General features: G+C 74.5%; 20 protein-coding genes and 1 tRNA gene. 14 read left to right on the forward strand and 7 right to left on the reverse strand.

The window, feature by feature from the left end; translation table 11 throughout:
• Positions 1-1,259: sensor histidine kinase (locus tag CUT44_RS07935; RefSeq protein WP_100201476.1), on the reverse strand; the 1,259-nt coding region annotated here is incomplete at its 3' end.
• Positions 1,260-1,461: 202 nt separating this feature from the next.
• On the opposite strand from CUT44_RS07935, the gene CUT44_RS07940 reads away from it, so the two are divergent.
• The 12 genes from CUT44_RS07940 (at position 1,462) to CUT44_RS07995 (ending at position 12,929) form a co-directional block, all read left to right on the forward strand.
• Positions 1,462-1,833, forward strand: a complete 372-nt coding sequence (locus CUT44_RS07940; RefSeq protein WP_233221303.1) for an NADH-quinone oxidoreductase subunit A — start codon at positions 1,462-1,464, stop codon at positions 1,831-1,833.
• A complete protein-coding gene (locus CUT44_RS07945; RefSeq protein WP_100201478.1) occupies positions 1,824-2,522 on the forward strand; it encodes an NADH-quinone oxidoreductase subunit B in 699 nt (232 codons plus the stop codon). Before CUT44_RS07940 ends, CUT44_RS07945 begins: the two co-directional genes overlap by 10 nt.
• Entirely contained in the window at positions 2,519-3,640 is a 1,122-nt protein-coding gene (locus CUT44_RS32675) for an NADH-quinone oxidoreductase subunit C (protein ID WP_146252184.1), read from the forward strand. The genes CUT44_RS07945 and CUT44_RS32675 overlap by 4 nt, the downstream gene beginning before the upstream one ends.
• Positions 3,637-4,599, forward strand: a complete 963-nt coding sequence (locus tag CUT44_RS07955; protein ID WP_100201479.1) for a complex I subunit 1/NuoH family protein — start codon at positions 3,637-3,639, stop codon at positions 4,597-4,599. Before CUT44_RS32675 ends, CUT44_RS07955 begins: the two co-directional genes overlap by 4 nt.
• Positions 4,599-5,192: a NuoI/complex I 23 kDa subunit family protein gene (locus CUT44_RS07960; RefSeq protein ID WP_100201480.1), complete on the forward strand. Its 594-nt coding sequence runs from the start codon at positions 4,599-4,601 to the stop codon at positions 5,190-5,192. The genes CUT44_RS07955 and CUT44_RS07960 overlap by 1 nt, the downstream gene beginning before the upstream one ends.
• Positions 5,189-5,809, forward strand: coding sequence for an NADH-quinone oxidoreductase subunit J family protein (locus tag CUT44_RS07965; RefSeq protein ID WP_100201481.1), 621 nt, complete (start codon positions 5,189-5,191; stop codon positions 5,807-5,809). The genes CUT44_RS07960 and CUT44_RS07965 overlap by 4 nt, the downstream gene beginning before the upstream one ends.
• Entirely contained in the window at positions 5,809-6,240 is a 432-nt protein-coding gene (gene nuoK / locus CUT44_RS07970) for an NADH-quinone oxidoreductase subunit NuoK (protein ID WP_233221304.1), read from the forward strand. The genes CUT44_RS07965 and nuoK overlap by 1 nt, the downstream gene beginning before the upstream one ends.
• Entirely contained in the window at positions 6,237-8,309 is a 2,073-nt protein-coding gene (locus CUT44_RS07975) for an NADH-quinone oxidoreductase subunit 5 family protein (RefSeq protein ID WP_100201482.1), read from the forward strand. Before nuoK ends, CUT44_RS07975 begins: the two co-directional genes overlap by 4 nt.
• A 3-nt stretch (positions 8,310-8,312) precedes the next feature.
• Positions 8,313-9,917: a complex I subunit 4 family protein gene (locus tag CUT44_RS07980; RefSeq protein ID WP_100201483.1), complete on the forward strand. Its 1,605-nt coding sequence runs from the start codon at positions 8,313-8,315 to the stop codon at positions 9,915-9,917.
• Complete coding sequence (locus CUT44_RS07985) at positions 9,914-11,482, forward strand: NADH-quinone oxidoreductase subunit N (RefSeq protein WP_233221305.1); 1,569 nt, start codon at positions 9,914-9,916, stop codon at positions 11,480-11,482. The genes CUT44_RS07980 and CUT44_RS07985 overlap by 4 nt, the downstream gene beginning before the upstream one ends.
• Positions 11,483-11,655: 173 nt before the next feature.
• Positions 11,656-12,522: a zinc metalloprotease HtpX gene (gene htpX / locus CUT44_RS07990; protein ID WP_100201484.1), complete on the forward strand. Its 867-nt coding sequence runs from the start codon at positions 11,656-11,658 to the stop codon at positions 12,520-12,522.
• The gene (locus CUT44_RS07995; RefSeq protein ID WP_100201485.1) at positions 12,519-12,929 is read left to right on the forward strand and encodes a YccF domain-containing protein; all 411 of its coding nucleotides are present in this window, start codon (positions 12,519-12,521) and stop codon (positions 12,927-12,929) included. Before htpX ends, CUT44_RS07995 begins: the two co-directional genes overlap by 4 nt.
• 13 nt (positions 12,930-12,942) lie before the next feature.
• On the opposite strand, the gene CUT44_RS08000 is transcribed toward CUT44_RS07995, so the two are convergent.
• The 3 genes from CUT44_RS08000 to CUT44_RS08010 form a co-directional block, all read right to left on the reverse strand.
• A complete protein-coding gene (locus CUT44_RS08000) occupies positions 12,943-13,833 on the reverse strand; it encodes a restriction endonuclease (RefSeq protein WP_100201486.1) in 891 nt (296 codons plus the stop codon).
• A gap of 171 nt (positions 13,834-14,004) precedes the next feature.
• Complete coding sequence (locus CUT44_RS08005) at positions 14,005-14,409, reverse strand: hypothetical protein (protein WP_100201487.1); 405 nt, start codon at positions 14,407-14,409, stop codon at positions 14,005-14,007.
• Positions 14,410-14,591: 182 nt separating this feature from the next.
• Entirely contained in the window at positions 14,592-15,080 is a 489-nt protein-coding gene (locus CUT44_RS08010) for a YajQ family cyclic di-GMP-binding protein (RefSeq protein ID WP_100201488.1), read from the reverse strand.
• Between the two features lie 194 nt (positions 15,081-15,274).
• Here CUT44_RS08010 and CUT44_RS08015 point away from each other — a divergent pair.
• Positions 15,275-15,356, forward strand: a tRNA-Tyr gene (locus CUT44_RS08015).
• 115 nt (positions 15,357-15,471) lie between these two features.
• Here the strand turns inward: CUT44_RS08015 and CUT44_RS08020 are convergent.
• Entirely contained in the window at positions 15,472-16,893 is a 1,422-nt protein-coding gene (locus CUT44_RS08020) for a helix-turn-helix domain-containing protein (RefSeq protein ID WP_100201561.1), read from the reverse strand.
• 202 nt (positions 16,894-17,095) lie between these two features.
• Between CUT44_RS08020 and CUT44_RS08025 the strand changes: the two genes are divergently transcribed.
• Positions 17,096-17,839: a DUF4232 domain-containing protein gene (locus CUT44_RS08025; protein ID WP_100201489.1), complete on the forward strand. Its 744-nt coding sequence runs from the start codon at positions 17,096-17,098 to the stop codon at positions 17,837-17,839.
• A gap of 127 nt (positions 17,840-17,966) precedes the next feature.
• Here the strand turns inward: CUT44_RS08025 and CUT44_RS08030 are convergent, their stop codons facing one another.
• Positions 17,967-18,647, reverse strand: a complete 681-nt coding sequence (locus CUT44_RS08030) for an NAD(P)H-binding protein (RefSeq protein WP_100201490.1) — start codon at positions 18,645-18,647, stop codon at positions 17,967-17,969.
• Positions 18,648-18,686: 39 nt separating this feature from the next.
• The gene (locus CUT44_RS08035; RefSeq protein ID WP_233221306.1) at positions 18,687-20,006 is read right to left on the reverse strand and encodes an amidohydrolase family protein; all 1,320 of its coding nucleotides are present in this window, start codon (positions 20,004-20,006) and stop codon (positions 18,687-18,689) included.
• Positions 20,007-20,053: the final 47 nt, after the last annotated feature.

A 20,053-nucleotide genomic window follows, 5' to 3' on the forward strand; every position in this document is an offset into this window, starting at 1 on the left:
CGCCAGGGGAGTTCGGCGGTGATGGTGGTGGGTCCGCCGGTGGGGGAGTCGAGGAGGAGGAGTCCGTCGACGGAGTCGAGGCGTTCGGTGAGTCCGGACAGTCCGGTGCCGCCTTCGGTGGTGGCGCCGCCGTGGCCGTTGTCGGTGATCTGGATGAGGAGGCGGTCGTCGGTGCGCCAGAGGTCGACGGTGGCGTGGGTGGCGTGGCTGTGTTTGCTGATGTTCTGGAGGAGTTCGGAGACGGTGAAGTAGGCGATGCCTTCGATGGCGGGGGCGGGGCGGGTGGGCAGGTCGGTGGTGATGGTGGTGGGGACGGTGCAGCGGGCGGCGAGGTTGGACAGGGCGGGGCCCAGGCCGCGGTCGGTGAGGATGGCGGGGTGGATGCCGCGGGCGAGGTCGCGGAGTTCGGCGAGGGCGAGTTTCACTTCGCCGTGGGCCTCGTCGACCATTTTGGCGGCTGTTTCGGGGTCTGCGGGGAGTTTTTCCTTGGCGAGGCCGAGGCCCATGGCGAGGGCGACGAGGCGGGCCTGGGCGCCGTCGTGGAGGTCGCGTTCGATGCGGCGCAGGTCGGCGGAGGCGGTGTCGGTCACCGTCCGCCGGTCCGACTCCAGCTCCGCGATCCGCCGCTCCAACTCGTCCGACGGCGACAGCAGCCCCCGCACCATGGCCCGGTCCGCGAGGGTCAGCCCGCGTGCCAGCCAGGGCAGGACGGGCCAGGCGACGAAGAGGGCGGCGAGGGCGACCGCGAAGGTGGCGGCCCCCCAGGGGAGCCGGACGAAGAAGTAGAGCGCGGTGCGCCAGCCGACCGGGTCCTTCAGCGTCGCCCACAGCCAGGGGAGGAAACCGCCGTACGCCCGGCGCCGGATCGGCGTCGGCTCGTCGATCCGCACGTCCAGCAGCCTCCGCGCCCGGGCCCGCTCCAGCCTGCCCAGCCCGCGGCAGCCGATCAGGCCGAGCGCCAGCACGGGCAGTCCGACCACCGTGACCGACAGCAGCGCGCCGGAGTAGATCCACACGCTGACGAAGACGAAGCCGGCGAGGTCCACCGGCAGGTTGAGCAGGAGATGCGCGATCTCCTTCCAGGTCCCCGCGGTGAGCGCGGCCCGTGGCGGCGGCAGCCCGTCGCTCCGCCGGCCCCGGCCGTCCCGCCCGTCGTGGTGGCCGCCGCCGGGCACGGGGCCGGTGGTGTGCCGGGTGCGCCCGGTGGGCGGCGGATCGCCGTCCCGGACACGGGGGGAGGAGGCAGGGCTCGCGGTCATGGGCCCAGCCTGCCGCGCGCGGGAGCGCGCCGCCATGGGGTGCGTGGGTGGGCGTGGGGTGGGGTTGTCCCCACCCTCCGGCACACCGGGCGGCCCGGGAGGGCGGCCCAGGGCCTAGACTCCCCTTCCGACTCCTTTTCCGACTCCTTTCCGGGCGCCGCGACCGATCGCGGACGCGAACACCACAGAGCGAGGGACGGACGTGCCGGACTACTTCCACGGCTACGCGGTCGTCGGACTGGTCGCGGTCCTCGGGGTGCTCTTCGTGGCCGCGGCCTTCGGCGCCGGGCGGCTGCTGCGGCCGGTGGTGCCGACCCCGGAGAAGCTGCTGACGTACGAGTGCGGGGTCGACCCCGTCGGCGAGGGCTGGGCCCACACCCAGATCCGCTACTACGTGTACGCCTTCCTCTACGTCGTCTTCGCGGTCGACTCGATCTTCCTCTTCCCCTGGGCCACGGTCTTCGCCGAGCCCGGCTTCGGCGGAGTGACACTGGTGGAGATGTTCGTCTTCCTCGGCTTCCTGGCCGTGGGGATCCTCTACGCCTGGAAGAAGGGCGTGCTGGCATGGACGTGACCCCGGACCCGCACCCGGCCCCGCCCCCCGCCCCGTCCGGCACCCGGAGCCCCGTGGACCTGCCGGAGCCCCGCCGGCTGGGCGGTCTGGCCCGGCTCGCCCCGGAGCCGATGAAGGTGGTCCTGAACTGGGGCCGCCGCTACAGCCTGTGGGTGTTCAACTTCGGACTGGCCTGCTGCGCGATCGAGTTCATCGCCGCGTCGATGTCCCGCCACGACTTCATCCGCCTCGGGGTCATCCCCTTCGCGCCGGGCCCGCGCCAGGCCGACCTGATGGTCGTCTCGGGCACCGTCACCGACAAGATGGCCCCGGCGGTGCGGCGGCTGTACGAGCAGATGCCCGAGCCGAAGTACGTGATCTCCTTCGGGGCCTGCTCCAACTGCGGCGGCCCCTACTGGGACTCGTACTCCGTCACCAAGGGCGTGGACCAGATCATCCCGGTCGACGTCTACGTGCCCGGCTGCCCGCCGCGCCCGGAGGCACTGCTCCAGGGCATCCTCAAGCTGCAGGAGAAGATCGCCGGCGAGTCGCCGGCCGAGCGCTACGGGCACCGCCCCGGCCGCCGGGGCGGCCGTCCGGGCGAGCCGTCGACGGCGGCGCTGACCAGCGGCCTGGTCGCACCGCCCCCGGCGGCGGATCCGGCAGCGCCCCCGGCGGCGGATCCGGCAGCGGGGGAGGGACGCGGGTGACCGGCTGGCTGCCCCGTCCGCCCGAGGAACTCTTCGGCGCGGGCGCCACCGCTTCGCAGGCGTACGAGCTGCTGACCGTCGAGGTGCCCGCCGAACGCTGGACCGGGGCGCTGACGACCGCCCGCGACGAGCTGGGCTGCACCTACTTCGACTGGCTCAGCGCCGTGGACGAGCCGGACGCCGGCCTCGCCGTCTGCGCGCACCTGGCCGCGCTGGGCACTCCCGTGCGGCGGCTGCTGCTGCGCACCACCGTGCCGCACGGGGCGCCCGAACTGTCCACCGCCACCGGGGTGTACGCCGGGGCGGCCTGGCACGAGCGGGAGACGCACGAGATGTTCGGCGTCGTCTTCACCGGCCATCCGGGTCTGACACCCCTGCTGCTCCCCGACGGCTTCGAGGGGCACCCGCTGCGCAAGGACTTCGTGCTGGCGGCCCGGGTCGCCAAGGCGTGGCCGGGCGCCAAGGAGCCGGGGGAGTCCGGCACGGGCGGCCCGAAGCGGCGGCAGACGCTGCCGCCCGGGGTGCCCGATCCCAACGAGTGGGGCCCGCTCAAGGGGCAGCTTCCGCCCGGTCCCGCCCGTCCGGCCCGCCGTCGCGCGGCAGCCGCCGCGGACCCGGCGGGCGGGGCCGGGGGCTCGGGGGCGCCCGGTGAGCGGCGACCGCGCCGGGCGCGCAGCGCGAGCGCCGGATCGGCCAGTCAGCGGGCCGCGGCCGAGACCGCCGGAACGGCCGCCGGGGAGCAGGCCGCCGAAGAGGGGGCCGCCCCGGCGGAGCGCCCCGCCCGTCCGCCCCGCCGGGCCGCGGCCGAGCCGGGCCGCCGCAGTACGGACGCGCCCTGGCTCAAGCCGCCCGCCGGGACGGCGGTCCCGGACGAGACGGCCTCGGGGAAGACCTCGGACGAGACCTCGGACGAGGCGGCCCGCCGGGTGCGGGAGACGGACGGACGGGCCGGTGCCCCGCTCGCCGAGGGCGGCGGCGCATCGGTCGCGAACGCCCCCGGAAGCACCGGCGAGGCCGGTACCGGCAGCGAGACCGGTACCGGCGGCACGAAGAAGGAAGCGGGTACGGACACGGACCCGGACACCGGCCGGGACGGGACGACAGGAGACGGCACCTGATGGACGTGCTCGACGTCGCCTGGCGGCTGCTGGCCGTCCTGCTCGCCTTCCTCACCCTGCCCCTGCTGGTGGGTCAGACCGAGCACAAGGTCATGGCCCACATGCAGGGCCGGGTCGGCCCGATGTACGCGGGCGGCTTCCACGGCTGGGCCCAGCTCGTCGCCGACGGTGTGAAGTTCGCCCAGAAGGAGGACATCGTCCCGGCGGGCGCCGACCGCAGGATCTTCCAGCTCGCACCGGCCGTCGCCCTCATCCCCTACCTCCTGGTGCTGATCGCGATCCCCGTCGGGCCGGACGGCATGGTCGGCCAGGCGATCGACGCGGGGATCTTCTTCGTCCTGGCCGTGATGGGCGTCGGGGTGCTCGGCTCGCTGATGGGCGGCTGGGCCTCGGCCAACAAGTTCTCCCTGCTGGGCGGGCTGCGCACGGCCGCCCAGCTCATGGCGTACGAGCTGCCGCTGCTGCTGGCCGCCGCCTCCGTCGCCATGGCCGCGGGCACCGTCTCGCTGCCCGGCATCCTGGACGCGTTCGAGTGGTGGTGGGTGCCGTGGCAGCTGGTCGGCGCCGCGGTCTTCTTCACGGCCGGACTCGCCGAGCTCCAGCGTCCGCCCTTCGACGCGCCCGTCGCCGACTCCGAGATCATCTTCGGTGCCTACACCGAGTACACCGGTCTGCGCTTCGCGCTCTTCCTGCTCGCCGAGTACGCGGGCATCGTCGTGCTGTGCGCCCTGACCACCGTGCTGTTCCTCGGCGGCTGGCACGGGCCGTGGGCCGGTGAGCTCGGCTGGCTGTGGACGCTGCTGAAGACGGCCGCCCTGGCCTTCGTCGTCATCTGGCTGCGGGTGAGCTATCCGCGGCTGCGCGAGGACCAGCTCCAGCGGCTCGCCTGGACGGTGCTCGTCCCCCTCGCCCTGGCGCAGATCGCGCTCACCGGCGTCGTGAAGGTGGTGATCCAGTAATGGCCGTACCCGGCAGCGGCCTGGCCAAGGGCCTGGCCGTCACCCTGCGCACCATGACCCGGCGCTCGGTCACCGCGCACTATCCGGACGTCCAGCCCGAACTGCCGCCCCGCAGCCGCGGGGTGATCGGGCTGTTCGAGGAGAACTGCACGGTGTGCATGCTGTGCGCCCGGGAGTGCCCCGACTGGTGCATCTACATCGACTCCCACAAGGAGACGGTGCCGCCCGCCGCGCCCGGGGGCCGCGAGCGCAGCCGCAACGTCCTGGACCGCTTCGCCATCGACTTCTCCCTCTGCATGTACTGCGGCATCTGCGTCGAGGTCTGCCCCTTCGACGCGCTGTTCTGGTCGCCGGAGTTCGAGTACGCCGAGACCGACATCCGCGAGCTCACCCATGAACGCGACCGGCTGCGCGAGTGGATGTGGACGGTGCCCGCGCCGCCGCCGCTGGACCCGGCGGCCGAGGAGCCCAAGGAGCTCGCCGCCGCCCGCAAGGCCGCCGCGAAGCCGGCGGCCGCGGGACCGGCCGCCGCCGGGCAGGCCGGGCAGCCGGGCCGGCCCACGGCGGAGCCGCCCCGGGAGGACGACGCGTGAACGCCGCCGTACGGCTCGCCGCCGGACACCCCGGCTTCCTGTCGCCCACCGGAGTGGAGATCGTCTTCCTCCTCGTCGGCCTGGTCACCCTGGGCGCCGCCGTCGCCACCGTCACCAGCCGGCAGCTCGTCCACGCCGCGCTGTGGCTGGTGGTGGCGCTCGGCGGGATCGCGATGGAGTACCTGCTGCTGTCCGCCGAGTTCATCGCCTGGGTGCAGGTGCTGATCTACGTCGGCTCCGTCGTCGTCCTCCTCCTCTTCGGCCTGATGCTCACCAGGGCACCCATCGGCCGCTCGCCGGACGCCGACTCCGGCAACCGCCCCGTCGCCCTCGCGGTCGCCGGCGCGGCGGCCGTCACCCTGGTCACCGTCGTCGTGGACGCCTTCCGCACCACCTGGATCGACCTGGACACCGGCGGCCCGCAGGGCACCACCCGCGTCACCGGGGAGGTCCTCTTCAGACACTGGGTGCTCCCCTTCGAGGCGCTCTCCGTCCTCCTGCTCGCCGCGCTCGTCGGCGCGATCGTCCTGTCCCGCCGGACGGACGGCCCGCCGGACGACGGTGCGGACGACGGTACGGACGGCGGACCGCGCGGCGAGAAGACCGGAGGGCGCTGATGCACCTCGCCTACCCCGCCGTCCTCGCCGCGCTGCTGTTCTGCACCGGTCTGTACGGCGTCCTCGCCCGGCGCAACGCGATCCTCGTCCTGATGTCGGTCGAGCTGATGCTCAACGCCGTCAACCTCAACCTCGTCGCCTTCGACGTCTGGCTGCGCGACACCCTCCACGCGGGCCAGGCCCTCACCCTCTTCACCATCGCCGTCGCCGCCGCCGAGATCGGCATCGGCCTGGCCATCGTGCTGCTCGTCCACCGCACCCGCGGCACCTCCCACATCGACCGGCTCCGCGCCCTCGCCGAGACGGCGGAGACGTCCGACGCGTCCGACGCGTCCGACGCGTCCGACGCGTCCGATACGTCAGAGACAGCCGACGAGCACCCCGGGAAGACCGCCGACACGCGCCTGACCAGGGGAGAGGCCACCGCGTGACCACCACGACCCTCGCCGTCCTCGTTCCGCTGCTGCCCTTCCTCGGCGCGCTCGCCGGACTCCTCCTCGGCCGCCGCGCCCCCGGCTACGTCCGCCCCCTGGCCGTCCTGCCCACCGTCACCTCGGCCGTGCTCGCGGCCGTCCTCGCCGTGCGCCAGGGCGGCGAGGACGCCCTGACCGCCGCCACCCGGCTCACCCCGACCGGCAACACCGCCCTGCCCGTCGACCTCGCCTTCCACCTCGACGGCTTCGCCGTCCTGGTCGCGGTCCTGGTCGGGTTCGTCGCGTCCGGTGTGCAGCTCTACTCCACCGGCTACCTGCGCGACGACCCGCGCTACCCCTCCTACGCCGCGCTGGTCTCCCTGTTCACCTCCGCGATGCTGCTGGTCGTCTACAGCGACGACCTGATCGTGCTGCTGGTCGGCTGGGAGGTCATGGGCATCTGCTCGTACTTCCTGGTCGGCCACTACTGGGAGACCGCCGCCGCCCGGTCCGCCTCCCTCAAGGCCTTCCTGGTCACCAAGCTCGGCGACGTGCCGTTCGTCATCGGCATCCTGGCACTGGCCTCCGAGGCCGGGACGTTCCGCATCAGCACGGTCGTCACCCGGCTCACCTCCCCGTTGGCCTCCTTCGAGCTGGAGCACCCCACCGTCATCGCGCTGCTGCTGCTCGCCGGGGTGGCGGGCAAGTCCGCGCAGTTCCCGCTGCACGGCTGGCTGCCGGACGCGATGGCGGGCCCGACCCCGGTCTCCGCGCTGATCCACGCCGCCACCATGGTCGCCGCCGGTGTCTACTTCGTCGCCCGGCTGCTGCCCGTCTTCACCGCCTCCACGGCCGCACTGGCAGTCCTGGCCGCGCTGGCCGCCGTCACCATGACCGGCTCGGCGCTCGCCGCGCTCGCCCAGGACGACATCAAGCGCGTCCTGGCCTGGTCCACCGTCGGCCAGCTCGGCTACATGTTCGGGGCGCTGGCCGTCGGCGACCGCGGCGCCGCCGTCTTCCACCTGATCTCGCACGGCGTGTTCAAGGCGCTGCTCTTCCTCGCCGCGGGCGTGGTCATCCACGCGGCCGGCACGAACTCCCTGGCCGCCATGGGCCGCATGTCCGGCCTGGCGGGGCGGGTGCCCGACGCCTACTGGACGATGACCGTCGCCCTGCTGGCGCTGGCCGCCGTACCGCCCTTCGCGGGCTTCTTCTCCAAGGAGGCCGTCCTCGGCGCCGCCGAGCACGCCGCCACCGGTTCCGCCGCCGGGGGCCACGCCGTACCGGCCGCCGTGGGCTGGACGGTCCTGTTCGCCGGGCTGCTGACCGCCCTGCTCACCGCCGCGTACGCCGCCCGGCTGTGGCTGCTGGCCTTCCACGGCCGCGGCGACCGGGCGCCCGACCACGGACGGCAGCCGGCCGCCGTGAACACCGTCCTGTGGGCGCTGGCCGGGCCCACCATCGTCCTCGGACTGCTCCACGGCGCCCTGCCCGACTGGTTCGACGGCGGCTCCCTCGCCCCCACCCTCACCACCGCCGTCCTGGCCACCGGGCTGGCCGCCGCCGGGGCCGTGGTCATGTACGCCGCCTGGCGGCACACCAGGGCGGGGGCGGCCGTACCGCTCGGCGCGGTCGCCGCCCACCCGTCGGCCGAGCCCGCGGCCCTCCCGCCGCCCGGCCACCACCCCTCACCGGGGCGCTCCGCGCCGCAGTTCTCGACCTCCGAGGCCGAGGCCATCGCCACCCACCGGGCGGCCTACGGCGACATCGCCGCCGCCGACGACCCGGCCGACCCCGGCCGCGTCCTGCTCGGCCCGCTGCACCGCCACGCCGCCCGCGGCTTCCACCTCGACACGGTGTACGCGGCGGTCGCCGTACGCCCCGCGCGGGCCGCCGCCCGCCTCGTCCGCTTCCTCGACCGCGAGGTCGTCGACACCTACGTCAGCGGCGCGGGCGGTACGGCCCGGCTGCTCGGGGCGGCCGTGCGCCGCGCCCAGACCGGCAACGTGCAGACGTATCTGAGCGTGCTGCTCGCCGCCTCCCTCGTCCTGGCCGTGGCCGCCGCCCTCGTCGCCGCCGGAGCGTGACCAGTGAACCCCGTCAACGGCCTCCTCGGCGACACCGCGCTCCAGCTCCTCCTGCTGGCCGTCGTCGCCCTCCCGCTGCTCGGCGCGGTCGCCGCCCTGCTGCCCGCCCCGCCCGGGCTGCGGGGCCGCGATCCCGGACAGGCGGTGCTGCGCCACGGCACCACCGTCACCGGCGCCGTCCTGGCCGCCGCGCTGCTCCTGCTGCTCGGCTTCGACCACGACCGCCCCGGCACCATGCAGGCCACCACCGACATCGGCTGGATCCCGGCGCTGGACGTCCGCCTCCACTTCGGCGTGGACGGCATCTCGCTGCCGCTGGTGGTGCTGACCGCGCTGCTGTCCTTCCTGTGCGCGCTGTACACCCGCCACCGGATGCCCGCCGGTCCGCGCCCGGCGGCGTTCGTCGCGCTGCTGCTGGTCCTGGAGGCCGGCACGCTGGCGACCTTCGCGGCCCTGGACCTGATGGTGTTCTTCCTCGCCTTCGAGATGGTCCTGATCCCGATGTACTTCCTGATCGCCCGCTGGGGCGGCGGGGACCGGGAGGCGGCGGCCCGGAAGTTCGTCCTGTTCACCCTGCTCGGCTCCGTGGTGATGCTGCTCGGGCTGCTGCTGCTCGGCCTGACCGCGCCCGGCGGCCCCACCTTCGACATGACCGTGCTCGCGGCGAACCACGGCCGGGGGGTGAGCCACTCCGTCCAGCTCCTGGCCGCCCTCGCCATCGGGGCCGGCCTGGCGGTCAAGACACCGATGTGGCCGCTGCACAGCTGGCTGCCGGACGCCCACACCGCGGCCCCGACCGTCGGCTCGGTCCTGCTGGCGGGCGTCCTGCTGAAGATGGGCACCTACGGCCTGGTCCGCATCGTGCTGCCCATGGCCCCCGACGGCATCCACACCCTGGCCCCCTATCTGGGCGCGTTCGCCGTCACCGGCATCGTCTACGGATCGCTGGCCTGCCTCTTCCTCGCCCGGCGCGGCAACGGCGGCGACCTCAAGCGGCTCATCGCCTACTCCTCCGTGGGCCACATGGGCTTCGTACTGCTGGGCATCGCCACCCTCACCCGCGCCGGGGTCAACGGCGCGCTGTTCGCCAACATCGCGCACGGGCTGATCACCGGCCTGCTGTTCTTCCTCGTCGGCGGTATCAGGGAGCGCACCGGCACCACCGATCTGGACCGGCTCTCGCCGGACGCCGGCGGCGCGGCACTGTACGGGCGCGCCCCCCGGCTGGGCGGGCTGCTGGCCTTCGGCGCGGTGGCCTCGCTGGGGCTGCCGGGGCTGGCCGGGTTCTGGGGGGAGATGCTCGCCCTGCTCGGCTCGTACCACCCCGCGGACGGGCTCAGCCGCCCGGCGTACCTGGTGTTCATGGCCGTGGCCGCCTTCGGCACCCTGCTGACCGCCGCCTATCTGCTGGTGGTGGTGCGCCGGGTGTGCATGGGGCGGCCGCCGGCCTCCGGTGCCACCCTCGCGCTCACCGACGTGCGCGCCCACGAGTTCGCCGCCTGGCTCCCGCTCGTCGTCCTCACCGTCCTGGCCGGACTGTGGCCCGCGCTCCTCCTCGGGCTGACCGAACCGGCCGTGCAGACCCTCCTGCCGGGAGTCAGCCGATGACGCCGCCGATGCCGATGCCGCCGATGACGCCGACGGCACAGCTCGCCCAGAGCGCCGTCCAGTCCGTCGACTGGCTCGCCATCGCCCCGCCCGTCCTCGCCGCCCTGGGCGCCGTGGCCGTACTGGTCGCCGACCTGTTCCTGCCCGGGCACCGCAAGCCGCTCCTGGGATGGCTGGCCACCGGCTTCCTGGCGCTCGCCGCGCTGTCCCTGCTGCCGCTGCTCGACGGGGACCGCACCACCTTCTGCCTCACCGGGGACCCGGCGGTGTGCTCCTACGCCGCCGACCCGTTCGCCCTGGCCGTGCAGTTCCTGGTGCTGGGCGCCGCCCTGCTGACGGCGCTGCTGTCGATGACGGCGGTACGGGAGGAGGGGCTGCCGGGCGGCGAGTACTGGTTCCTGCTGCTGTCCTCCGCCGCGGGCGCCGCCCTGCTGCCCGCCTCCCGCGACCTGGCCACCCTGATCGTGGCCCTGGAGGTCGCCTCCCTGCCGTCCTTCGCGCTGGTCGGGCTGCGCCGCGGGGACGGGCGCTCCGCCGAGGCGGCCCTGAAGTTCTTCCTCTCCTCGGTCACCGCCACCGCCGTCAGCCTGCTGGGCGTCAGTTTCGTCTACGCCGCCACCGGCGCCGTCCACCTGGACCGGGTCGCCGAGGGGCTGCGCGAGGTGGACCCGGACCTGGGCACCCTGGCCGCCGCCGGGGTCGCCCTCACCCTCGTCGGCTTCGCCTTCAAGACCGCCGCCGTCCCCTTCCACTTCTGGGTGCCGGACACCTACGCCGGCGCGCCGCTGCCGGTGGCCGCCTATCTGTCGGTGATCGGCAAGGCGGTCGGTTTCTCCGGACTGATCCTGGTGACGGTGGTGGCCTTCCCGGCGTACGACCACGTCTGGGGCCCGGTCCTGGCCGTCCTCGCGGCCCTGACGATGACCGGGGGCAACGTCGCCGCCCTGCGGCAGCGCCCGGGCCGCGCACACAGCGCGGTACGCCTGCTGGCCTGGTCCTCCGTCGGCCAGGCGGGCTACCTGCTGGTGCCGATCGCCGCGGCGGCGTACACCGGCGACCCGGCGACGGCCGTCGGCGCGACCGTCGCGTACGCCCTGATGTACGCCACCGTGAACCTCGGCGCCTTCGGGGTGGCCGTCCAGGTCGGACGCACCGCCGCCGCCAACCGGATCACCGACTACCGCGGCCTGTGGTCGGCCCATCCGCTCGCCGCGCTCGCCCTGGCCTTCTTCCTGCTCTGCCTGGCCGGGCTGCCGCCGGGGATCGTCGGGCTGTTCGCCAAGGTCGCGGTCTTCTCGGCGGCCGTGGACGCGGGTCTGGGCTGGCTGGCGGTGGTGATGGCGGTGAACGTCGTGATCGCCCTCCCCTACTACCTGGCGTGGACGGCCCAGCTCTTCCGCGCACCCGGGGCCGAGTCCGAGGCCGGGGCCGCCCCGGCCGCCCGTGTCCGGCCGCGTCCCACCGCACCGCTCACCGCCGCGATCGGCCTGGCCGCCGCCCTGGGCGTCGTCCTCTCGGGCGCCCCCCAGCTGGTGATGCGCTTCGCCGCCGGGGCACTGCTCTGACCGGTGAGTAGCCGGGCGCGGCCGGGGGCCCGCCGGGAACCCAGCCCCGCCACCTGGCGTTGACCTTTTGGGAAGGGCCCGCCGAATCCGCCAGAAGACGGAGACACCGCCACAAGAAGGCCGTGAAGGCCCACGCCAAGGGTTCCCCTGCCGCACCACCTGGAGGGCGTACCGTGCACCGCCGGCACAACGGTCTGAAGACCGCCCTGCTTCTCGGGGGACTGTCCGCGCTCATCATCGTCGTCGGCGGTTTCTTCGGCCGTACGGGCCTGGTCGTCGCGCTCGTCCTGGCGATCGGCACCAACGCCTACGCCTACTGGAACAGCGACAAGCTGGCCCTGCGCGCGATGCGGGCGCGCCCCGTCAGCGAGTTCGAGGCGCCGGACCTCTACCGCGTGGTCCGCGAGCTGTCCACGGCGGCCCGCCAGCCCATGCCGCGCCTGTACATCTCGCCGACCCAGGCCCCCAACGCGTTCGCCACCGGCCGCAATCCGCGCAACGCGGCGGTCTGCTGCACCGACGGCATCCTGCGCCTGCTGGACGAACGGGAACTGCGCGGTGTCATCGGGCACGAGCTGAGCCACGTCCACAACCGCGACATCCTGATCTCCTCCGTCGCGGGCGCGCTGGCCTCGGTGGTGATGTTCCTGGTCAACTTCGCCTGGCTGATCCCGTTCGGCCGCTCGGACGACGACGAGGGCCCCGGCCTGCCCGGCCTGCTGCTGATCATGCTGCTCGGCCCGCTCGCCGCCTCCCTGATCCGGCTCGCCGTCAGCCGCTCCCGCGAGTACGAGGCGGACTCCTCCGGGGCCCGGCTCACCGGCGACCCGCTCGCCCTGGCCTCCGCCCTGGCCAAGCTGGAGGCCGGCACCAAGCGGCTCCCGCTGCCGCCCGAGCCCCGGCTGGAGACGACCAGTCACCTGATGATCGCGAACCCGTTCCGCCCCGGCGACGGAATGACCAGGCTGTTCGCCACCCACCCGCCGATGGCCGAGCGCATCGCCCGGCTGGAGCGCATGGCCGGAGGAGGAAACCCATGAGGACTCTGCTCAACGTCGTCTGGCTGCTCTTCTCCGGGCTGTGGATGGCCCTGGGGTACGCCGTCGCGGGCCTGGTCTGCTTCCTGCTGGTCGTCACGGTCCCCTGGGGCATCGCCTGCTTCCGGATCGCCGCCTACGCGCTGTGGCCCTTCGGGCAGCGGGTCGTGGAACGGCCCGGCGCCGGCGTCGCCTCCGGGGTGGGCAACGTCGTGTGGCTGGTCTTCGCCGGGATATGGCTCACCCTCGGCCACCTCACCGCGGGGATCGGCTTCTTCCTGACGGTCATCGGCATACCGTTCGGCATCGCCCACTTCAAGATGATCCCGGTCTCGCTGATGCCGCTGGGCCGCGAGATCGTCCCCAGCGACACCGCGTACCCGTCGTACCGCTGGGGCACCTCCCGCTGAGCCCGCCGGGCGGTCACTCCCCGGCGGGGTCCGGACCGGCCGGTGGGGCTGCCTCCCACGGCGCGGGCCCGGTGCCTTCGCTCCAGGCCAGCAGCGCCTCCCGGCCGAGGCACAGGATGCCGCACTGCTCGGCGTACTCGACGGCGGGCGCGGTGAAGTCGCTGGTGGTCACCACGGCCGCCACCTCGGCCCCGTGGACGGTCCAGCAGGTGCCGCCGAAGCGCTGCACGTCCTGCGAGCCGACCTTGTTGGTCTCGCCGTAGTGCTTGCACTGGACGACCACGCGCCGCCCGTCCGGGGCGGTGGCCAGCACGTCGGCGCCCAGATCGCCCGCTCCGCCGACGACCGACACGTCCCGGCAGCCGTCCCGCTCGCACAGGGCGGCGACGGCCTGCTCGAACCGCTCCGCGTCCAGCGCGTCGTAGTAGGCGCCGTGGTCCGCCGCCGGTACGGGTCCGGTGAGCTCCACCGCGGGCTCCGCGGGCTCCGCGGTCTCCACGAACTCCGCGGCCTCCGCCGCCGCGGGCACGGCCGTCTCCGCCGTCTCCGCTGTATCCGCCCTCTCAGGGAGTGGCCGGATCTGCTGCCGCTCCGGCGCCGGCTCCTCCAGCGTCTCCAGGGCGGTCTCGGCCCCCTCGTCCAGCGCCTCGGCGGCCCGCCGCGCCGCCCTGGCCGCCCGCAGCCGCCTCCTGCCGCGCAGCAGACCCGCGACCGCAGGCGCGGCGAGCAGACAGAGCGAGACGGCCGCGACCGGATGCCGCCCCGCCGCCTCGACCACCACCCGCCCGGTGAACCACAGAGCGCACAGGACGATCGCGGCCAGTACGAACCACAGGGTGGTCCTGCGCAGACTGAAGGCGGTCCCACCACCTACCGGACGCGGACGGTGCGCGGGCGCGGTCATCGGCCTCGATCCCCCCTGGCTCCTCGCGGACTCCTCCGGCACTGATCATTACGCCGTCTGCCCCGGATCACCGCGTTCAACAGCACGCCGACCGCCCCGACCGCCCCGGCCGGTGAACCCGGGGGGCCCGGGGGGTCCGGGGGACCGGACCCGGTGGCCTGATCCGGGCTGTCAGCAGCCGATGCCGATGCAGCCCTGCTCGAAGACCTGCTCGCCGCCCACCGTGCCCACGACCGAGAACCCGTCGAACCGCACCCCGTTGTCGTCGGTGGTGATCTGAGGGTCGTCACCCGCCTCGGCGACCATCTCGGCGTCCTCGCCGTCCACGGTGGTGCCCTCGCAGGTGACGGTCAGATCCGTGCCACTGCCCTTGTCGACACAGGTGAGGTCGCCGCCGATCTCGTGCCCGGCCTGGTCGAAGGCGAGCTCTCCCGCCTCGGCCGCGCTGTTGCGGGCGAGTGACCCGGTGATCTCCCGTCCGTCGCTGCCCTCCTCTCCGCAGCCGGAGAGCGAGAAGGCGAGCGCTCCGCACAGCAGTGCGGCGGGCAGGGTGTTCCGTACGGTCCTCTTCCGCATGCGTCCTCCAGTCCTCGGGTGTCCGGGGTGGTTCGCATCCGGGTTCCCTGAACGAGGCGCTTGTCAACCTCCCGCGTGTGCGGGCCTCTCGCCGGGGCGGAACCGTCCGTGCCGTCCACCGGCTCACCGGTGGACGGCACGGACGGCGCGGGCCGCGGCCACGCGGCGGCCCGGCCGACGGCTCAGCGGTAGTTCACGAACTGCAGCGCGAAGTCGAAGTCCTTGCCCTTCAGCAGGGCGATGACCTCCTGGAGCGCGTCCCGGCTCTTGGAGCTGACCCGCAGTTCGTCACCCTGCACCTGGGCCTTGACGCCCTTGGGGCCCTCGTCGCGGATGATTTTCGCGACCTTCTTGGCGTTGTCCTGGGAGATGCCCTCCTGGACCGACGCGACGAGCTTGTACTCCTTGCCGGAGGCCTGCGGCTCGCCGGTCTCCAGGGACTTGAGGGAGATGCCGCGCTTGATCAGCTTGGACTGGAAGACGTCGAGGATGGCCTTCACCCGCTCCTCGGAGTTGGCGCGCATCTCGATGTTCTCTCCCGACCAGGCGATGGACGCGTCCACGCCCTTGAAGTCGTAGCGCTGGGAGATCTCCTTCGCGGCCTGGTTGAGGGCGTTGTCGACCTCCTGCCGCTCGACCTTCGAGACGATGTCGAAACTGGAGTCGGCCATCGTGGATTGGCTCCTCGTACTCGGATCCGTCAGATTCCGGCCCGCCGGGCGGCCCGTGCCCGTCAGCCTAGTCATCCGCCTGGTTGTCCACCGAGGTGATCCACCGGTGGACAACCAGGTGGCGGACCACCCCCTGCCATCGGGTATGGTTGTCCGCGTCGCCACGGGGTGAATCCCCGGGCGGCGAAACCCCAGGCGGTGTGCCCGAGCGGCCAAAGGGAGCAGACTGTAAATCTGCCGGCTCAGCCTTCCCAGGTTCGAATCCTGGCGCCGCCACTCTCCGAGGATCGGCCCCCGACCAGCGCAAGCGGTCGGGGGCCGATCCCGTTCCGGGTGCCCGGCCGCCGCCCGCACGCGGCCCGGTGGCGTGGACGGGCGGGCGGCCGGCCGGTCAGCCGGTCTGGGGGAGCCACGCGTCGCCCCCCAGGGGATAGCCGTACAGGGGGCGGCCCTCCATGGCCGCCGTGCGCAGGGGGCCGCCGGTGTCGACGCGCAGCGTGCCGCGGCGGTCGCCGCTGGACCACTCCAGCTCCAGGAACCAGGTCACCTCGTGGGCGGCGGTGTGGCCGGTGACGTACAGCACCAGGGGATCGGCCTCGGTCACCGAGTAGGGGAAGTCCCGCTGCCCCCCGACCGGCACGGCCTGTGGGGTCCCCTCGTCCAGGTCGACGTCGAAGGACTTGGTGGAGACGTTGCCGCCGCAGCCGATGCCCATGGCGTAGGCGTTCCAGGCCAGGGGGGCGCCCCGCTCGACCACGCGTACGTGCAGGTCCTGCAGTACCACCGTCTCCGCACCGGTGCCCTGGACGGTGAGCTCGACGAGGTGATCGCCGGTGGATACGGCGCTCATCGCGTTCACCCAGCCGGGGGCTTCCTGCTCGGTCGACGGAGGCGGCGGCACCCGCCCCGGCGGGCGGTCGACCAGGTACTGCTCCGAACAGGGGTGATCCCAGGCATACGGGCGCGCGGCGGCCGTCAGCGGCACGGCGTTCCGCGCGGCCTCGGGCGCGGTACGACGCGCTCCGTCCGGGGCGGACGGTGCCGACGGGGCGGTGCTGTCCGGTGCGGTGGAGGCGGAGGCGGAGGGCTGCCCGGTGGTGCGCGGGGCGGTGGGCGAGGCGGACAGCGGCCCGCTGAGGTGCGGTGCCTGCCGGGCGGCGGGCCCGTCGGCGGGCGCGGCCGACTGCGGGTCCTGCGAACGGGAGCCGCTGCCCGGCAGCGTCAGGGCCAGGGCGGCGGAGACCAGGACCGCCGCGGTGGCCGCTGCGGAGAGCCACACCGTGCGCCGCCTGCGGACGGACGGCGCGCCCCCCGCCGGGCCGGGAACGGCCGGAGCGGGCCGTTCCTCCGCCGGCCACTCCTCCCCGGACCGGAGGGTGTCCGGCCGGGTGAGAGGCCCGGTGTCCTCCCCGGCGGTGTCCTCCCCGGGGGTGCTCTCCCGGCCGGGGGCCTCTCCACCGGCGCCCTGGGCGTCCGCCTCCTGCCGGACGGCGGACGGCGGGACGGCGGACGGCGGGGCGGCGGGCGACCGGTCCGGGCCGGCCGCCGCCCGCTTGTCCCGCAGTCGTGCGGCGTCCGCCAGCAGCCACCGCCGGTGCAGTTCGGTGAGCTCCTCCGGTGTCGCCCTGCACAGCCGGGCCAGCCGCTCCACCGGTGCGTAGTCCGCCGGTACCGCGTCGCCGCTGCAGTAGCGGTGCAGCGTCGAGGCGCTCATGTGCAGGCGTCTGGCCAGCGTGCCGTAGCTCAGTCCCGAGCGGTCCTTCAGCAGCCGCAGCGACTGTGCGAACTCCGCTCTTTCTCTGGCTTCCGCCATCTTCCCCATCCCGTTCGGTCATTCGAGGTGAGTGCTGTTCTCCCAGGTCAGCACCGGTGCGAACGTTCCACCCTCCCAGAAGCCCCGTAGTTCCTGGCGGGTGGGACGGATCACGGCGCAGCCTGGGGCCATCCAAGCACGCCGCCTCCCGGCAACCGAGCGGGGCGCCGTGCCGAGCCAGCCGTTCCCAGGGGGGACCACCATGTCCGCACGCATCGCCCGCTCCCGCACCCGTCTCCTTCTCACCGCCGGCACCGCGGCCCTCGCCGTGTTCTCGCTGACCGCCTGCGGGGGAAGCGACGAGGGTGTGAAGACGGAGGGGAAGGCCGCGGCCCCGCTCACCTCCCCGGCCGCAGACGCCGGCCCGCGGCAGGCCCCGGCCGAGTCCGCCGAGTCCGCCGAGTCCGCCGAGTCCCGCGAAGCCGGCGGTCGGGAGGCCGGAAAGCGGACCAACGGCGGTGAGCAGGCCGACGGTGCCACCAGCGGCACACGGAAGACCGCCACCGGCGGCTCGCGGACCGATACCAAGCCGGTCACCTGCACCCCGCGCAACACCGAGGTCACCGTCACCGAGGTGTCCCGTCCCGTCAACCACCTGCTGCTGACCGCCACCAACACCGGCACCAAGCCCTGCTTCGCCTACGTCGCCCCGCTCCTGCGCTTCGACGAGGGGCACTCCGCCCTCCCGGTCGTCCGGGACAGCGTGCCGCAGGCGGTCGTCACGCTCGAGCCCGGGCAGTCCGCGTACGCGGGCATCGGCACCTACTCCCCCGACGGCTACGAGGACAGCACCGCCCACTCCCTGGGCGTGCTGTTCGCCGACCGGAACGGGGACTCCACCGGCACCGAGGTGAAGCTGCCCCTCCCCGGGAAGGGCATCACGTTCAACAGCGGCGCCCAGGTCACCTACTGGCAGTCGGACCGGGCCGACGCACTCACCTGGTGACCCGCCGCCGGGCCCGGCGGGCACACCGGGACCGGCCGCACCGTTCCCCGGCGGCACGACGCCGCCGGGGAACGGCCGGCGCTCCGGACCGGCTGACGGGTCCGTCGGGTCCGTCCAGCCCGTCCGGTCAGTCCGGCACCTCGGTCGCCTCCGCCGCCAGCGCGGCGACGGCCTGGTCCACCGGGGTGGGACCGCCGATCAGCTCCAGGGTCACCCGTACCGTGCGCGGGTCGTCGAGCAGGGCGAGGAGCACGGCGGCCACGTCGTCCCGGGAGACGTCCGCGCGGCCGGTGCGGGCCGCCAGCTCCACCTTCCCCGTGCCCGGCTCGTCGGTGAGGCGGCCGGGGCGCAGGATCGTCCAGTCCAGGTTGACCCGGCCGCGGAGGTCCTCCTCCGCGGCGCCCTTGGCGCGCAGGTAGGCGGCGAAGACCGGGTCCATGTCCGGTGGGGGCTCGGCGTCCGCGCCCATCGAGGAGACCAGCACGAACCGGCGTACGTCGGCCCGCTCGGCGGCGTCCGCGAAGAGGACCGCCGCCGCGCGGTCCACGGTGTCCTTGCGGTCCACCCCGCTGCCCGGGCCCGCGCCCGCCGCGAAGACCGCGGCGTCGGCGCCCTGAAGATGCCGGGCGACCTCTTCCACGGACGCCGACTCCAGATCGCAGACGACCGGTTCGGCGCCCGCCTCCCGCAGGTCGTCCGCCTGTTCGGGCCGCCGGATCAGTCCCGCGACCTCGTCCCCGCGCCCGGCGAGCAACCGCTCCAGCCGCAGCGCGATCTGTCCGTGTCCACCAGCGATGACTGTGCGCATACCTCCGACCGTACGCCGTGCGGGGCTCCGGCCGGCGGATCAGCGCTGTGACTGGCGGGGCAGTCCCAACTCGTCGGCCGCGTCGCAGTACTCCCGCACCGCGCTGGTGCGGGCCACCACCCGGCCGCGGTGGACGACCAGCCTGCTGTATCCCAGGGAGAGCGCCCCGGCGAGGTCCGTGCCGCGCACGGCCAGCAGTTCCGCCGGGAAACCCGCCTCGATCCGCACCGGCGGCAGCCCCATGACCTCCCGGGCCCGGGCGCTCACCGCCTCGTACGCCGCCCGCGGGGCGAGCCGGTCGCGCGAGGCCAGCAGATAGGCGGCCTCCAGCGGATCGCCGCGGCCCACCGGGTTGGCCGCGTCGCGCAGTGCGCCGCTGCCCGCCGCGACCCGTACGCCCGCCGCCCGCAGCAGCCGCACCGGGGCGGCGGGCGGGACCGTTTCCCGGCCCTCCCGGCCGGTGCGCTCCAGCAGCCCGCAGCCGCCCTGCGGCAGGCAGACCACCGCCACCCCGGCCGCCGCCAGCGCCTCGGCGGTACGGGCCGCGACCTCGTACGGCAGCCGGGCCAGCCCGCCGCAGGGCCCGACGGCCACCCGCGGCCGCAGTCCGCCCGCCGCCGCGGCGAACCGGGCCAGCCGGGCGGGGTCGGCACCGTCGGTGTGCAGGTCCACCGCGCAGCCGTACTCGGCGGCGACCGCCAGTACGGTCTCCGCGCAGCCGGCCGGGTCGGGGTCGAGGTCCGGGCAGCAGCCCACCGCCGTGGCGCCCATGGCCACCGCGTCCCGCAGTATCGCCGGCCCGTCCGCGCCCGCCGCACCGGTCAGCACCCGGGGCACGGCCACGACCGTGAGGTCCGCCAGTCCGCGCAGGGCGTGCCGGACCCGGAGCACGGCCCGCAGGGTGCGCAGTCCGGCGACCCCGCCGATCCGCACATGGGTGCGCAGCGCGGTCGCGCCGTGGCCGAGCTGGAGCAGGGCGGCCTCCGCGGCGCGCCGCTGGACGCAGCGCGGCTCGTACGGGTCGGGGGAGCCGGGCCCGGCGGTCAGGGCGGTGTCGTGATGGGCGTGGGGTTCGGCGGGCGCGGGCAGCAGCAGATAGCCGGTGAGGTCGACGCGGGCGGCCCGGGCCACCGGAGCCGCCGGGGCGGAGAGGCTCCCCGGGGTGCCGACCGCCGTGATCCGCCCGCCGCCGATCCGTACGTCCACGGTGCGGCCGTCGGTGAGGCGGGCACCGCACAGGAGAAGCCCGTCCGGTCCCGGGGTCTCGTGTCCGGAGCTGGCGGGGAGGGCAGGGAGGGCGGGGACCGCGGGGACACCGTGTTCGTGCTCCGCCGGTTCCTGCGGCTGGCTGCCGGGCATGGGCCTCCCGCGGTTCGCTCATGATCGCCGATCCGGGGGTCGAGCCT

Origin of the sequence: Streptomyces carminius, assembly GCF_002794255.1 — a bacterium.
Classification (GTDB): Bacteria; Actinomycetota; Actinomycetes; order Streptomycetales; family Streptomycetaceae; genus Streptomyces; species Streptomyces carminius.

Excerpts from the sequence above, each read along its gene's own strand:
- CUT44_RS07945 (WP_100201478.1), top strand. The coding sequence starts at position 1,824 with ATGGACGTGACCCCGGACCCGCACCCGGCCCCGCCCCCCGCCCCGTCC.
- CUT44_RS07960 (WP_100201480.1), top strand. The coding sequence starts at position 4,599 with ATGGCCGTACCCGGCAGCGGCCTGGCCAAGGGCCTGGCCGTCACCCTG.
- nuoK (WP_233221304.1), top strand. The coding sequence starts at position 5,809 with ATGCACCTCGCCTACCCCGCCGTCCTCGCCGCGCTGCTGTTCTGCACC.
- CUT44_RS07985 (WP_233221305.1), top strand. The coding sequence starts at position 9,914 with ATGACGCCGCCGATGCCGATGCCGCCGATGACGCCGACGGCACAGCTC.
- CUT44_RS07995 (WP_100201485.1), top strand. The coding sequence starts at position 12,519 with ATGAGGACTCTGCTCAACGTCGTCTGGCTGCTCTTCTCCGGGCTGTGG.
- CUT44_RS08000 (WP_100201486.1), bottom strand. The coding sequence starts at position 13,833 with ATGACCGCGCCCGCGCACCGTCCGCGTCCGGTAGGTGGTGGGACCGCC.
- CUT44_RS08005 (WP_100201487.1), bottom strand. The coding sequence starts at position 14,409 with ATGCGGAAGAGGACCGTACGGAACACCCTGCCCGCCGCACTGCTGTGC.
- CUT44_RS08010 (WP_100201488.1), bottom strand. The coding sequence starts at position 15,080 with ATGGCCGACTCCAGTTTCGACATCGTCTCGAAGGTCGAGCGGCAGGAG.
- CUT44_RS08020 (WP_100201561.1), bottom strand. The coding sequence starts at position 16,893 with ATGGCGGAAGCCAGAGAAAGAGCGGAGTTCGCACAGTCGCTGCGGCTG.
- CUT44_RS08025 (WP_100201489.1), top strand. The coding sequence starts at position 17,096 with ATGTCCGCACGCATCGCCCGCTCCCGCACCCGTCTCCTTCTCACCGCC.
- CUT44_RS08030 (WP_100201490.1), bottom strand. The coding sequence starts at position 18,647 with ATGCGCACAGTCATCGCTGGTGGACACGGACAGATCGCGCTGCGGCTG.
- CUT44_RS08035 (WP_233221306.1), bottom strand. The coding sequence starts at position 20,006 with ATGCCCGGCAGCCAGCCGCAGGAACCGGCGGAGCACGAACACGGTGTC.